The sequence below is a fragment of the Natribaculum luteum genome (assembly GCF_023008545.1).
Classification (GTDB): Archaea; Halobacteriota; Halobacteria; order Halobacteriales; family Natrialbaceae; genus Natribaculum; species Natribaculum luteum.
Genome location: NZ_CP095397.1, coordinates 481,750 through 495,472, shown reverse-complemented (window position 1 = coordinate 495,472; position 13,723 = coordinate 481,750). Strand labels below are relative to the sequence as shown.

The 13,723-nt window shown below is 69.5% G+C and carries 16 protein-coding genes; 4 read left to right on the top strand and 12 right to left on the bottom strand.

Going from position 1 to position 13,723, the window contains the following annotated elements; all coding sequences use genetic code 11:
• Positions 1–55: 55 nt before the first annotated feature.
• Positions 56–754 (top strand): SDR family oxidoreductase, encoded by a 699-nt coding sequence (locus MU558_RS02565; protein WP_246971701.1) that lies wholly within the window; start codon positions 56–58, stop codon positions 752–754.
• Between the two features lie 3 nt (positions 755–757).
• On the opposite strand, the gene MU558_RS02560 is transcribed toward MU558_RS02565, so the two are convergent.
• Complete coding sequence (locus MU558_RS02560; RefSeq protein WP_246971700.1) at positions 758–1,270, bottom strand: YkgJ family cysteine cluster protein; 513 nt, start codon at positions 1,268–1,270, stop codon at positions 758–760.
• Positions 1,271–1,358: 88 nt separating this feature from the next.
• Positions 1,359–2,087, bottom strand: coding sequence for a fumarylacetoacetate hydrolase family protein (locus MU558_RS02555; protein WP_246971699.1), 729 nt, complete (start codon positions 2,085–2,087; stop codon positions 1,359–1,361).
• A 258-nt stretch (positions 2,088–2,345) separates the two neighbouring features.
• Between MU558_RS02555 and MU558_RS02550 the strand changes: the two genes are divergently transcribed.
• Positions 2,346–3,227 (top strand): sulfurtransferase, encoded by an 882-nt coding sequence (locus MU558_RS02550; protein WP_246971698.1) that lies wholly within the window; start codon positions 2,346–2,348, stop codon positions 3,225–3,227.
• Positions 3,228–3,317: 90 nt separating this feature from the next.
• A complete protein-coding gene (locus MU558_RS02545) occupies positions 3,318–3,851 on the top strand; it encodes an NTPase (protein ID WP_246971697.1) in 534 nt (177 codons plus the stop codon).
• Between the two features lie 22 nt (positions 3,852–3,873).
• Here the strand turns inward: MU558_RS02545 and MU558_RS02540 are convergent, their stop codons facing one another.
• Positions 3,874–4,065 carry a hypothetical protein gene (locus MU558_RS02540; protein ID WP_246971696.1) on the bottom strand — a complete coding sequence of 64 codons (192 nt, stop codon included), beginning with the start codon at positions 4,063–4,065 and terminating at the stop codon, positions 3,874–3,876.
• An 81-nt stretch (positions 4,066–4,146) separates the two neighbouring features.
• Positions 4,147–4,575, bottom strand: coding sequence for a DUF8009 family protein (locus tag MU558_RS02535; RefSeq protein WP_246971694.1), 429 nt, complete (start codon positions 4,573–4,575; stop codon positions 4,147–4,149).
• A 234-nt stretch (positions 4,576–4,809) separates the two neighbouring features.
• On the opposite strand from MU558_RS02535, the gene MU558_RS02530 reads away from it, so the two are divergent.
• Entirely contained in the window at positions 4,810–6,627 is a 1,818-nt protein-coding gene (locus MU558_RS02530) for a CocE/NonD family hydrolase (protein ID WP_246971692.1), read from the top strand.
• Between the two features lie 14 nt (positions 6,628–6,641).
• Here MU558_RS02530 and MU558_RS02525 read toward each other — a convergent pair whose 3' ends face one another.
• From MU558_RS02525 to MU558_RS02490, 8 genes are all read right to left on the bottom strand, one after another.
• On the bottom strand, positions 6,642–7,394 hold the full coding sequence (locus MU558_RS02525) for an adenosylcobinamide amidohydrolase (RefSeq protein ID WP_322987030.1): 753 nt from the start codon (positions 7,392–7,394) through the stop codon (positions 6,642–6,644).
• Positions 7,387–8,397: a threonine-phosphate decarboxylase gene (locus MU558_RS02520; protein WP_246974778.1), complete on the bottom strand. Its 1,011-nt coding sequence runs from the start codon at positions 8,395–8,397 to the stop codon at positions 7,387–7,389. The genes MU558_RS02525 and MU558_RS02520 overlap by 8 nt, the downstream gene beginning before the upstream one ends.
• The gene (cobT, locus tag MU558_RS02515) at positions 8,387–9,412 is read right to left on the bottom strand and encodes a nicotinate mononucleotide-dependent phosphoribosyltransferase CobT (RefSeq protein ID WP_246971689.1); all 1,026 of its coding nucleotides are present in this window, start codon (positions 9,410–9,412) and stop codon (positions 8,387–8,389) included. The genes MU558_RS02520 and cobT overlap by 11 nt, the downstream gene beginning before the upstream one ends.
• Positions 9,403–9,954 carry an NTP transferase domain-containing protein gene (locus MU558_RS02510; protein ID WP_246971687.1) on the bottom strand — a complete coding sequence of 184 codons (552 nt, stop codon included), beginning with the start codon at positions 9,952–9,954 and terminating at the stop codon, positions 9,403–9,405. The genes cobT and MU558_RS02510 overlap by 10 nt, the downstream gene beginning before the upstream one ends.
• Positions 9,954–10,712 carry an adenosylcobinamide-GDP ribazoletransferase gene (gene cobS / locus MU558_RS02505; RefSeq protein ID WP_246971686.1) on the bottom strand — a complete coding sequence of 253 codons (759 nt, stop codon included), beginning with the start codon at positions 10,710–10,712 and terminating at the stop codon, positions 9,954–9,956. Before cobS ends, MU558_RS02510 begins: the two co-directional genes overlap by 1 nt.
• Positions 10,709–11,674 carry an adenosylcobinamide-phosphate synthase CbiB gene (gene cbiB / locus MU558_RS02500; protein WP_246971685.1) on the bottom strand — a complete coding sequence of 322 codons (966 nt, stop codon included), beginning with the start codon at positions 11,672–11,674 and terminating at the stop codon, positions 10,709–10,711. Before cbiB ends, cobS begins: the two co-directional genes overlap by 4 nt.
• A gap of 28 nt (positions 11,675–11,702) precedes the next feature.
• On the bottom strand, positions 11,703–12,329 hold the full coding sequence (locus tag MU558_RS02495; RefSeq protein ID WP_246971684.1) for an HAD family hydrolase: 627 nt from the start codon (positions 12,327–12,329) through the stop codon (positions 11,703–11,705).
• A gap of 114 nt (positions 12,330–12,443) precedes the next feature.
• Entirely contained in the window at positions 12,444–13,655 is a 1,212-nt protein-coding gene (locus tag MU558_RS02490; protein ID WP_246971683.1) for a M24 family metallopeptidase, read from the bottom strand.
• Positions 13,656–13,723 lie beyond the last annotated feature (68 nt).

The window sequence follows — 13,723 nt, the reverse complement described above, 5'->3', positions numbered from 1 at the left end:
TAGGGTTTCCGAGTATTTCCGGTGGGTTCCTGTCGCTCGAGGCCATATGGTGGGTATGGACGAGACGACAGTCGTGGTAACCGGCGGAACGGGCGGCATCGGACGTGCGGTCGCCGACGCATTCACCACGGAGGGTGCAGCGGTCGTCCTCGGTGCTCGAGACACTGCCGCCCTCGAGGAGGTCGTCGACGACCTCGAGGCGTCGGGCGCGACGGTTACGGGCGTCAGGACGGACGTCCGCGACGAGTTCGACGTCGAGCGACTGATGGAGACCGCCTCCCGCGTCGGCGACGCGGGCGGCATCGACGTCGTCGTCGCGGCCGCGGGCGTCTACCACGGCGACCCGGGTGAGACACCGATCGACGGCGAGTCGTACGCCGCGTTCGACGACGCGTGGCGGACGAACGGTCGTGGCGTCTTCGTGACGATCGCGGAAGCGCTCCCACACCTGAACGAGGGGGCTCGCGTCCTGGTCCCGACGGGTGCGATCGCCCGGAACGCAAAGCCAGGCTACGGCTCCTACGCTGTCTCGAAAGCCGGCGCGGAGGCCGTAACTCGAGGGTTCGCCGCTGACACCGACTACGTCGTGGGCTGTCTCGAGCCTGGACAGGTCGCGACCGACCTCACGGGCGGGACGGGTCGCGATCCGGAATCGATCGCGGGGATGTTCGTCTGGGCGGCGACGGCAGCCGACCCGGAGGCGATCGACGGCGAGATCGTCGGCCTCCGGGAGTGGAAACAGGCGACGCGCTGACGTCTACAGCGCTCGATCGGAGTCCGGGTTCTCGAGTTCCCACAGGAGTTCGGGGAGGAAGGCGTCGAGGTTGTCGATCACGCGCCGGTCGCTCACTCCGAGTCCCTCGCAGTGGTCGTGGGCCGAGTCGCGAACGTCGACGTGGAGGTCGCCGTCCTCGAGACGGACGCCGAGCGGGAAGACAGAACAGCGAGTCGGCTTCCAGTCTTCCTCGAGATGTAGCGAACAGAGGCCGTCCTCGCGCAGGAAGGCACAGGCGTGGCCGTCGTCGGCGACGTGTCCCTCGCGGTCTTTCCGCTCGCGGCGGACGAACTTCTCGCCGCGGAAGTCCGTCGTCGTCTCCGCGAGGTTCGCTCGCCTGGCGAGTTCGATCAGGTCCTCGTCGTACAGCAGGACGCCGTGGTGACAACACCACGTGCAGTCCTCGACGCACTCGAAGGTGAGGTCGGGATCGAACTCGACGACCGCCTCGCGGCCGGGGTAGACCTCGACGCGGCGGGGGGCGTCGGTGCTCACGCTCGAGTGAAGCGGACGGGCGGGAAAGTGCCTTTCTATGCGGACGACGGGCGGCGATCGCGCTCGGTCGGGAACCGGGACCGGGAACTCACGCTCGAGCGTCGTCAGTCGCGACGGTGTTCCGGAGCGTGCCGACGCCCTCGTAGGTGATTTCGACCGTGTCGCCGGGTTCGATCAGTCCGGGATTCGCGGGGCTCCCGAACGCGACGACGTCGCCCGGCCGGAACGTGAATCGTCTCGAGAGGTACGAGACGACCTCGTAGGGATCGAACAGCATCAGTTCCGTGGTCGCCTCCTGGCGGCGCTCGCCGGCCACGTCGGTCCACATCTCGATGTCCGTGGGATCGACGTCGGTCTCGATCCACGGCCCGAGTGGCCCCGACCCGTCGAAGGCTTTTCGTGCAGTTCGTCCCTGCTGGTCGAGCGCGTCGACGTCGTTCATGATCGTGTAACCCCGGACGACCTCGGGGACGTCCTCGGGTGTGACGTTCCGACAGCGTTCGTCGATTACGGCCGCCAGTTCGCCCGCGTAGGTCAACTCGTCGGTGAACGCGGGGTAGGGGATCGGCTGCTCGTGGCCCACGAGCGACGTGGGCGGCTTGATGAAGAAGTCCGGCTCCTCGGGCCGTTCGTACTCCATCTGCTCCAGGGTTGCCGCGTAGTTCCGGCCAACGCAGTACAGCACCGAGGGCTCACAGGGGGGCAACAGGCGTCCGTCGACGCCCACCTCGTACCGGCCGTCGGACGCGTAGACGACGCCGTCCTCGTACCGTCCGGCCACCGGTCCCTCGGGTGTCGAGAGTCGTGCGAGTCGCATACTCGCACTCGCGATTGCGACGGATTAGGGGTGGCGGTTCGATCCTCGGACGCGAGCGAGGCAGACGTTGCCGCCGTCGGCGACACACTCGAGGTCGGTCTCGAGTCGACACGGAAGCGCGTTCTGTCCGCTCTGTCCCTGCCGAGTGAACGGGGTCGCGATTCGGCGTGCCTGACCCCCGACGGCGGCGTCATAGAAACGGTGGAGATTTACCCTCGCTGCTAGCCTTTTGGACCTGCTCGTGGAAGCGATTCGTGTATGTCCGAATACGATACCGACGTGCTCGTCTCGGCCGACTGGGTCGACGACCACCTAGAGGAGTTCCAGTCGGACGACCCGTCGTACCGACTCGTAGAGATCGAGAGTCCGAACCCACCGGACAACGACTTCCCCTCCCTGTACGACGAGGGGCACATTCCGGGAGCGATCGGCCTCAACTGGGACGAGGACCTCTCCGACCAGGACCAGCGTGACATCCTCAAGAGAGACGACTTCGAGGAACTCGTCGGGGAAATCGGCATCGACGCGGACTCGACGGTCGTCTTCTACGGCGACGGCCACATCCCCAACTGGTTCGCCGTCTTCGCCTACTGGGAGTTCAAGTACTACGGCCACGAGGACACCCGCGTCCTGGACGGCGGGAAAGACTACTGGGTCGAGAACGACTACCCGCTGACCGAGGACGAACCCGACTTCCCGGCACGGGACTACGAGGCCCGCGGCCCGTTCGAGAGCATCCGCGCCTACAAGGACGACGTCGACAAGGCCCGCGAGGCCGGCCTCCCGATGGTCGACGTTCGCTCCCCCGAGGAGTTCTCCGGCGAACTCATCGCCCCGCCGGAACTCGACGAAACTGCCCAGCGCGGCGGCCACATCCCCGGCGCGTCGAACGTCCCCGTCCCGACGAACCTGCGTGACGACGGCCGGTTCCTCCCGCCCGAGGAACTCGAGGACCTCTACAGCGAGGCCGGCATCGACGGCGACGAGTCGGTCATCACCTACTGCCGCGTCGGCGAACGGTCGGCCATCGCGTGGTTCGCGCTGAGCGAACTGCTCGACTACGAGGACGTCCACAACTACGACGGCTCCTGGACCGAGTGGGGCAACCTCATCCGCGCCCCGATCGCGAAAGGCGAGTAGACCGCTCGAGTCGTCGACTTTCGTCACGTCCGCAACTGCACCGCTTTCGATCACATCCCCAACCTCCCACATCCTTCTCACGAACCACCGATGCCCAGAAACGCACTCGTCACCGGCCCGCCGAGAAGCGGGAAGACGACCGCACTCGAGCGAACTGTCTCCCTGCTTCGCGATCGGGGGTACGCCGTCGGCGGGGTCACCGCTCCCGAGATCCGCGAGAACGGCGAGCGCGTCGGGTTCGAGATCGTCGACCTCGCGAGCAGCGACCGCGAGACCATGGCTCACGTCGCGTTCGACGACGGACCCGCCGTCGGCACGTACCGCGTCGACGTGAGCGCCGTCGACCGCATCTCGGAACAGGCGATATTTTCCGCTATCTACGACGCCGACTGCGTCGTGATCGACGAGATTGCGCCGATGGAACTCGAGAGCGAGCGGTTCGTCCGCACGCTCGATCGCGCACTCGAGTCGGCGGTGCCGGTGCTCGCGGCGATCAAATATCGCTCCGAGCGCGGCGTTCTCGGAGACGTGAAGGGCAGAGACGACGTCGAGGTCTTCGAGGTAACGCCCGAGACGCGCGACGATCTCCCCGAGGCGCTACTCGAGTGGGTTCGCTCGGCGTGATCGACGGCTCGTACCGACAGTATCACTTCTCGACGAGGAGGTAGGTTCGCGCGCCGCGGTGCTCGAGTGAGACGCGCTCCGTGCCGACGTTCTCGCGGACGTACTCCTGGACGCGTCCGGCCGTCACGTCGGTGACGTCGATGCGCCGCCGTCGCGGGTCGACCGTCGGCGTCTCGTCGGTCCCGTCTTCGGTTCGCTTCGCGCTGACGTGCATAGGTGTCGATTCGACTGACAGTACGTCAAGTCGACCCGTCCGCGGTGAAAGTGAAAGTGTGAGACGACGGCGACGTCCCGCTCAGCCGAGCGTCTTGACGTCGACGTGGACCTCCACTCCGTCGACCTCGAGGCCGACGTCGTCGACGATCCGTTCTCGCGCTCGCTTTTGCCACTCCTCGAGTGCCCTCGCGTGTTCCTCGCGGACCCGTTCGGGGTCGGCTTCGCCGTCGCCGGCCGCGAGGTCGTCCTCGACGCCCTCGAGCGCGGGGTACTCCTCGACGACCTCGCTCTCGAGGAGGTCGGCGGGGTGGACGTGAATCGCGCCCGTTAGCCTCGTATCGTCGACCTGGTAGACGTGGATGCGAGCGCGCATTCGCCCGTGAAACGGCGGCGTCGCACGGAGGACGGCGGTGCCGGGATTCTCTCGTCCGTAGACGAATGCGTTCACGACGTCCTCCTTCGAGACGGCGAGCGAACGAATCGTGGACGGATCGGCGTCTCCAGCCATCGGGTCCGGTTTGGATCGGCGCGAATTATATACTATCGGCCGCGGTCGGCGATCGCTCGACCGCGATTCGTCCGTCGACGTATCGAAGTCGTTATGCGCCGGGTCTCGGTAGCGTACGCAACCGAGTCGATCGATGACCCGCTTCGCTTCTGCCGTTCCGTCCGCCCGGACGGACGCCCGACGCCCATCCGACTGCCAGTCGCATCGAACACCGAACCGATCTCTCGAGTAATCATGAGTGACGACGAGGAGTCGACAGACTCCGAACCCCCGATCGAGCCGTATCGCACCGACGACTACACCCACGAAGCAGCGGACGGGACGGACCTCGCGATTCGCGTGTTCCGCCCGGAAGGGCGAAGTGACCTGCCGACGCTTCTCCAGCGGACGCCGTACGGCCGGCCCGACGACCCCGAGGGGCTGGGCGTCGCCGCACGCGCGCTCGACGCCGGCTACGCGGTCGCGTACGAGGACACCCGCGGCCGGGGCGATAGCGACGGCGAATTCCTGCCCTGGGTCCACGAGGCGAGCGACGGCGCTGCGACCGTCGAGTGGCTGGCCGACCGCCTGTGGTCGAACGGCCGCGTCGGGATGTACGGCGGCTCGTCCCCTGGCCAGGTCCAGCTGTTCGCTGCCGCCGAGCGCCCCGATGGCCTGGCCGCGATCGCCCCGATGTTCTCCCCGAGCGACCTCCACCAGGCCGACTTCTTCCAGGACGGCGCGATGAGCGCGATGACCTACGTCACCTGGTCGCTCGGACAGTCCGTCGCCGGCCACACGGTCGACCGACTTCAGGAGGCCGATCGACTCGACGACGAGACCGCCGCGGCCGCACACGACGCCCTCGAGGACGCCCTCGACCGACTCGAGGCGACGACCGAGTCACGGCCGCTGGTCGACCTCCCGGAACGCGTCCTCGAGGCTGTCGACCTGCCGGCCGGCCTGACGCCGGGCGATCTCGTTCCCCACTGGGACGCCTGGACCACTCGGCCGACGTACGACGAGTTCTGGCGCTCGTTCGACCCGGAACCCGAGTACGACAGGATCGACGTCCCTGGACTCCACGTCACCGGCTGGTACGAACTCTGCCAGCGCGGAACCGTCGCCAACTACGCCGGGTTGCGCGACCGCTCGCCCGCACCCCAGCACCTCGTGATCGGGCCGTGGGCACACCAGAATACCTCGAGCGAGATCGGCGACCTCGCCTTCGGCGAAGAGGCGAGCGCCGACGCGTACGGCGTCTGGGACCTCCACATGGCGTTTTTCGACACGTACGTCCGCGACGAGCCCCGCGGTCCCTTCGCGAGCGACGGACGACTGGTCGAGACGCTCCGCACGACGGTCGCCGACGACGGGGGCGATGGCGAGTGGACGAGACACGACGACTGGCCGCCGACGGCTGCCCGACCGGAACGCTGGTTCCTGCGAAGCGACGGGACCGCCGCGACCGACCTCTCGGACGGTCGACTCGAGCGGACGCCGCCGTCGAAGTTCGAACCGGCGGACGCCTGGACGCACGATCCGACCGATCCAGTTCCAACTCGCGGCGGTCCGCTTTGCTGTGGCGACGTCGAGCCCGGCGTCTACGACCAGCGCGAGATCGAACGGCGCGAGGACGTGTGCACCTACACCACGCCGCCGCTTTCGGACCCGATCGAACTCGCCGGCCCGGTGTGCGCCGACCTGACGGTCGCCACGGACGCACCGGACACCGACTTCACGGCGAAACTCGTCCACGTGACGGCCGACGGCCAGGCGTACAACCTCTGTGAAGGGATTCGACGGGCACGATATCGACACGGCCGCGACCGCGAGGTCGAAGTTCCCGACGGGCCAATGTTCGTCCGCATCGACATGTGGAACGTCCACCACCGCGTTCCCGCCGGCGACTGGCTCAGACTCGAGGTCGCGAGCAGCAACGCTCCCCGGTTCGATCCACACCCCGGAACGACGGACCCGTGGCTGGCGACCGACGAGGACGTCCGACCGGCCCGGCAGCAGTTGTTCCACGAGTTCGACCGCGAAAGTTCGCTGACGGTAACTCGCCTGTAGGCGTCCGGAACCGATCAGCGTTCGACCCTGCCTTCGCGCTCGCGTTCCGGGCAGAACACCTCGGCCCGCACGTCCGTCGAGACGCCGTAGGTCGCCGCCGAGACGGAGTCGGGGACCGCCGTTTCGGTCTCCGCGTAGCGCGAGGCGAGTGCGGCCCGGAGCGCCTCGCGCACGCAGGCTCGCGTCGCCGCCCCGACCGGCGTCGCACTCCCGGAGAACTCCTCGAGCGGCCCGTCGGGGTCGTGACCGGCGACGACCGCGTCAGTCGTGGTCCCCGGAAAACCGGTTTCTGCCAGCAGGGTCGTCGCCTTCGCCTCCGCCGCGACGGTCAGCAGGTTCGCGAGTGCCCCGTCTCCGAGCGCCCGCGTCGTTCCGACGATCAGGTTCACCGTGCCGACTGGCTCGCCATCCGTTCGATCCCAGTTCGGTAACTCGCCGCCCGGCGGGTCCATCGGCAGCCCTGCAGGATTCGAAACGCCTGCCGTCGCGTAGGCCGTGACGGGACCACAGCGCGCTCCTCGTGCGTGCTCGAGGTCGACGCCGGTCAGCAAGACCGGCCCGTCGGCGTCGAATCCCGCCCGCTCGAGGCGGTCGGACACGTACTCGCCGATCTCGTCGCTGGTCCAGCCCTCGGGCACGGAGACGTTGTAGACGCACTCACTCTCCCGGCGACCGCCGTTCCAGCCGGTCGAGAGCCACTCCGTGCCCGGCCGTCGAACCCGGAGGACGCCGTCGACGCGCGACGCCTCGTAGTCGATCTCACGCACTGCACAGCACCTCGAGCAGTCGGTCGTTCGCCTCGCGATCTTTCACAGCGACGCGGACGTGCGAGTCCAGACCGCGGAACGTCCGCGCGTCCCGGAGCGCGATCCCCGCTCCGCGGGCGTGTGCGAGCAGGTCGTCGACGTCGCGATCCCCGACCTCGAGCAGGAGGTACGGCGCGTCGGATGGGTACGCGCGAAACCGCGACTCGAGTTGCGCGCGCATCCGGTCGCGCTCCCGGTTGACCCGCTCGCGCGTCTCGCGGACGAACTCGCGGGCGCGCATGCAGTGTGCGCCGACCGCGGCGGCCGGCGTTCCGAGGCTCCAGGCGGGACGCGCCGTCTCGAGTGCGTCCCGGAGGTCGCCGGTCGCGACGGCGAAGCCGGCTCGCAACCCCGGGAGGCCGAACAGTTTCGTCAGCGACCGGGCGACGACGACGCCCTCGCGGCCGGCCATCGACGGCAGGTCGGTGAACCCGAGGAACGCCTCGTCGACCAGCAGGGTCGTTCCGCCCTCGACGCAGCGATCCGCGAACGCCGCGAGCGCGTTCGGGTCCGCCGCCTCGCCCGTCGGGTTGTTCGGCGTGCAGACGATCGCCAGGTCGTACCGGCCGGGATCGGTGCCGAGCAGTTCGTCGTAGCGGACGAAAAACGGCGAGCCACCCTGCAGGCGAACCTCGCGGGCGTACTCGCCGAAACTCGGGTACGGCACCAGGACCTCGTCGCCGGCCTCGAGGACCGTCTCGAGAGTCAGCCGGATCGCGGCGAGGCCGCCGGGCGTGGGGATCACGTCCGCCGGGTCGCAGTCGACGTATTCGGCTGCGGCATCGCGGTATGCGGGGTAGTCGTCGTCGGGATACCGTCGCGACTCTCCGAGTGCCATGTCGTAGATTTCGGCGACGCCGTCGGGATAGCGCGGGTTGATATTGGCGCTGAAGTCGAGCACTGCCGGGTCCGTCTCGCCGCCGTGGGGGACCCGCTCGCCCGACCGTATCGCGTCAGGCTCCATCGTCACCGTCCGCGCCCGTCGGGCCGCCGTCGGCGTCGATGCCGAGCCGATCGCAGACCGCCTCGAGTCGATCCCGAACCGCGCCCAACTTTCCGTCGGGAACGAGCGAGAGCGTCCCGCCCATCGCGACGCCCTCTTTCGCCTCGCCGGCACAGTAGCGTTCCATCGCCACGTGCTCGCTCTGCTCGAAGCCGGGGTCGGTGGCGACGACCTCGAGGTCGAACCGCTCTGCTGCGGTCTCGAGGTCGACCCCCGGATCGTCGGCGACGAACGAGGTGGTCGCGAGCGTTAGCGGCCCGTCGACGTCCGCGTGCCGGAGTAGCGCCGACACCGCGACCAGTTGCGTGCCGCCGGCCAGCGTCACCGACGCGCCGCGCTCGAGCGCACCCGCGGAGACGCCAGCCACGGCGGCCTGGACGGGGTCGCCCACACTCTCGACGGCCGCGAACGGGTCGCCGGCGCAGTCGCCCGATGCGAGGTCGCTGGCCGCCAGCGCCTCGTCGACGACCGCCCGTTTTCGCTCGAGCGGGTTCTCGGGGAGCGACGAGGAGACGCCGAGCGGTTCGCCGAGGGCGGTGAGGACGCCGAGGGCCGTCGTCGTGCCGCCCGGGATCGTCTCGCCGATCAGCACCTCCTCGTCGGGGAGGCTCGCGCCGTAGTCGTACGCGCGGTCGAAGATGGTCGCCGCGTCCGGCACCGCCGTCGGTTCGCGGACGTCCTCGCCGGGATTCGCCCCGAGGTCGACCGTCGGGGCGGCCGTCGGTTTCGCGAGGCCGGCGTCGAGGATCGCCACGTCGAAGCCGACCACCTCGCGCACCGCCCGGGTGATCGCCGCGGGCGTCGGACAGCCGGTCGGGCTGACGGGCGTCACCGGTGCGGCGGTCGGTTCGCCGTAGACGACGATTTCGGCGTCGGCCGACGGCGTGTGCGCCATCAGTTCGGGGGCCGCACCCGCCGCGCTGATGCCGTCGATCAGCGCCGTCTCCGTCGTCCCCGTCGCCAGCACTACTCGCATCGTTCCTCCGCGATCCGCGCGTCTTCGAGTCGATTCACGTTGAGTGCCAGTCGTGGGTCGTAGTGTACGTACGTCATCTGTCTCTCGGTCGATGCACCGACGACGTTCACGCCCGTCGGTGCGAGGTGTGGAGCGAGCGTCGCGTCGACGCTCACCCCGAGTCGTCGTTTCAGCGCGACCGGAACGCACACGGTCGCCGAACCGTCGTCGTGTCGCTCGAGCACGCGATCGATCGTCGCCGCCTCGAGCAGGGGGAGGTCGGCCGCGACGGTGAGCACCGGCGTCGTCACCGCCTCCGACTCGAGGGCGACGCCGAGGTCGGTCACGTAGCCCTCGCCGGGCGTGTCGATCAGTGCCGGGCCGTCGTCGCTCGCGAGGTGGTCGCGCGTCTCGGGTGCGTTCGGCGAGACGGCCGCGTACGTCGTCTCGACGGCGCTCTCCGCGAGCGCCCGCAGGACGCGGTCGACCATCGCCACTCCGTCGATGGGGTACAGCGGTTTCTCGCGGTCGCTCTCGAGGCGCGTGCCGCGTCCGCCACACATCAGGAGAGCGTCCACGCGATCACCCCCGCGTGCAGGCCGGCGACCCGGCCGAGTTCGTTCGCCGCACCGAAGACGTCGCCGGTGACGCCCTCGAGTCGCCAGCGCGCCCAGAGCCAGGGAATCCCCGCGCCACCGAGCGCGCCACAGAGGGCGACCGCGGCGGCGGGGGTCGGCCAGGTGAGCGCGGCCGCGGGAACGGCGAGCGCCGCCGGGAGGGCGAACGCCGCCGGTCCGACGCCGTCGGTGAAACTCGAGCCCATTCCCTCGTGGGCGGCCGTGGCGAAACACGAGAGGGCGGCCATGCCGAGTTTCGCGCCGACCTCCGCCGCGACGGCGACGCCGACGGCGACGAGCGCCGGCACTCCGGCGAGCGAGAGGCCTCCAAGTCCGACGCCGGCGACCGTGACGCTCACCGCGAGCAGCGCGCCGACGCCGGTCGTCGTGTCCTTCAGGACCTCGCGTCGCCGGTCGGCGTCGCCGTGGACCACGAGCGCGTCGCCGAGGTCAGCGACGCCGTCGAGGTGGTGGATGCCGGTCACGAGGTAGACCGCAAGCAGGTAGCCGAGCGCGACCGTCGGCGCTGGCAGCGCCGGCCCCGCGAGCAGGGGCAGCGCCGCGAGTGCGCCGACGACGAATCCGACCACGGGAAAGACCGCCGGCGTCTCGCGGAACGCCTCCCAGTCGCCCTCGCGGCTGCCGACCGGCAGGCGCGTGAGGAAGGCGACGGCACCCCGGAGCGCACACAGCGATCGCGTCACGGCCCCACCCCCGTCAGCGCCGCCACGGCCGCAGGCGAGACGACCGCGAGGACGGCGGCGAGGAAGACGACGACCGCACCCGCCGCTCCGACGAGTCGGACGGCCCGCTCGCCGTCGTCGACCGTCGGAAGCGCCCCGTCCGCACACAGCACGTAGGCGTCGGGCTTCTCGAGTCGCACCTCGAGCGCGCAGGCGAGCGTCGCCATCGGCCACCCGGAGTTCGGCGAGGTAGGGACGCGCGCCCACCGCCGCGCGCGTCGGATCGCGCCCGGATCGACGGCGACGATGGCGATGGCGAGCGCGGCGACGCGAGCGGGGAGCCACATGACAGTGTCGTCGAGTCTGGCGCTCGCGGTGCCGATCGGCTTCGACCGGTAGCCGAGCATCGAGTCGAGCGTGTTGACGGCTTTCACCCACGCCGCGGCGGCGGCCGCAGCCGGAAGCGAAACCGGCGCGAGCACGGCGAAGGGGAGCACGCTCGCGACCAGTCCGTCCGCGAGGTTCTCGCCCGCGCTCTCGACGGCGGCGCTTCGAAGCAACGCCGGCGAGAGGGCCGTCGCGTCCCGGCCGACGAGTCCGCGGACGACGCCGCGGGTCTCCTCGAGGTCCGACGCGCTTCCCTCGACGACCGTCCGGGTGAGCTCGAGGAGCATCCGCAGGCTGGTCGTCAGAAAGAGGACGAGGGCGGCCGCGACCGCGCCGGCCAGCGGATCGGCCGCCGACGCGACGAGAACGAGACCGCCGACGACTCCCGCGGCGGCCAGCGGGAGACAGACGGCGATCACGACGCCGACCAGTCGCTGGCCACGCTCGCTTTCCGTCCACTCCCGGTCGACGAGGGCGACGACGCGACCGAACCAGGCGACGGGGTGGACGGCGTCGGGCGGTTCGCCGACAGCCAGATCGAGACCGAACGCGAGGCCGATAATCGCGAGAACCGTAAGCGTCGCCGTAAACGTCACTGAATCGTCGCCTCCGCTCGCCGCACGTTCATCCGTCGACCGCCTCCAGTCGCGCCGGCACCTCGCGCAGTGGGACCTCGGCGATCGAAATCGCCGTTCCGCCGACTCTCTCGATGCCGCCGTCCGTTCGCGGATCGTCGCCGACGTGGACGAGGTCCTCGACCGTGACGCCCAGACGGTCCGCCGTCACCTCGAAGATCTCGGGCGCGGGTTTGCGCCAGCCACAGCCGGCGCTGGTCACGATCGCGTCGAAGTCCTCGCGTTCGAACGCCGACCGGACGAGCGTCCGGGAGACGAGTTCTGGGACGCTACAGTTCGAACAGATCGCGACAGGGCCGTACTCGCGAGCAGCGGCGACCGCCTCGAGCGCGCCGTCTCTCGTCTCGACGTCGGGGTCGAAAGCCGCGACGACCGCCCGCCGGACGGCGTTTCCCTCGTAGTCGATCCCCCGACTCGAGAGCGCCGCGCCGACGTGTGCCGGTAGCGGCACTTCGGCCCCTTCGGGCGCGTCGACGTGTCGCTGCGCGTAGAGCGCGTTCCAGTCGTCCGAGACGTCGACGTCCCGGGCCGCGAGTTCAGCCGCGACGGTTGCAGCCGGGTCCGCCGGCTTCTCGATGCTGACGAGCGTCCCGAAGAGGTCGAACGATACTGCCACGTTCGTGTGACTAGCACAAGTTGACTTTAGACTAGCGGAAGCGTCGCTGTACCCCCGCCGTGCTCCGTCTATGGAGTGTGATCGTCGACGACTGGATCGACTCTCGGTCGAGCATCACTCGAGTGCGATCACGTTCCCCTCGAGGTCACGCGGGAAGTACGTGAGCCACTCGACGCCGTCGTCGGTGATCGCGATCGTATCCGAGTGGCGGTAGCCGTAGGTGTCCGTGTAGATCCCCGGCTCGATCGTGTAGATCTGGCCAGGACGCATCACGGCGTCGTCCTCGTCGTACTCCGTGTGCGACGACTCGCAGTGGCCGCCCCAGCCCCGGTCGATGTACGGCGGTTCGTGGCCGCCGAGCCCGATGTTGTGGCCGACGTGGTGCTGGGCGAGGTCGGCGACGCCCTGCTCGTCGAAGTACGACCACACCGCCTCGTCGACGGACGCGATCGGGACGCCGGGACCGAGCGCGTCGATCGCGATCGACTGGGCCTCGCACATGAGTTCGAAGTAGTGGACCTGCTCGTCGGTCGGTTCACCGAGGAACATCGTCCGCTCGAGTTCGGAGTAGTAGCCGTCGACGTTCGCCGTCGCGCCCGTGATCAGGACGTCGCCTTCCTCGAGTCGGCGGTTCGCGGTGTGGCCGTGTGGGAGTCTGGTCTGCTCGCCCGTGATGTACCCCGCGTGGACGGGGCCGCTCCCGCGCGTGCGGGCGACGTACCGGTCGCCGAGCGCGTCGAGCATCGCCCGCGAGGCGTCCATCGAGGCGCGCTGGCTCACCGTCACCGGGTGTGCGCCGGGTTCGGTGTAGTCGGCCAGATAGCGATGGCCCAGGTTGGCCCACCGCGCCGACTCGCGGACGAGGTCGACTTCCGCCGCCGACTTCTCCCAGCGCATCCGACGGATCCAGTCCTGGGTCTCGACCTCGAGGTCGCTCACGTCCGACAGCGACGGCCCCTGGTAGCCCATCGTTCCCGGCGCGCCCTCGGCGTCGGCCGCGACGGCGTCGACACCGAGCCCCTCGAGCATCTCGACGGCGACCGCGATCGGGCCGCCGCTGGGATAGTCGCCGTAGTGGGCGACCGCGTCGATCCGCGGATTCGCGCGGACGCGCTCGACCTCGAGGCGGGGGACGGTGATCTCGACGCGCTCGTCGGTGACCGCCAGGACGACGGGCCGTTCGGTCTGGATGTGGTCGAAGCCGGTGAGGTACTCGATGCTCGTCGCGTCGAACCAGACGCCGGCGTCGGCGTCGGTTTCGGCGAGGCGGTCGCGAACGCGCTCGAATCGAGCCTCGAACTCGCGGTCGGGGAGTCGGGGTGCCATGGTGAGTCAACGCTCGAGGACGGTGAAAAGCGTTCAGACCGCGGAAATTCCGATCGAACGGGTGACAC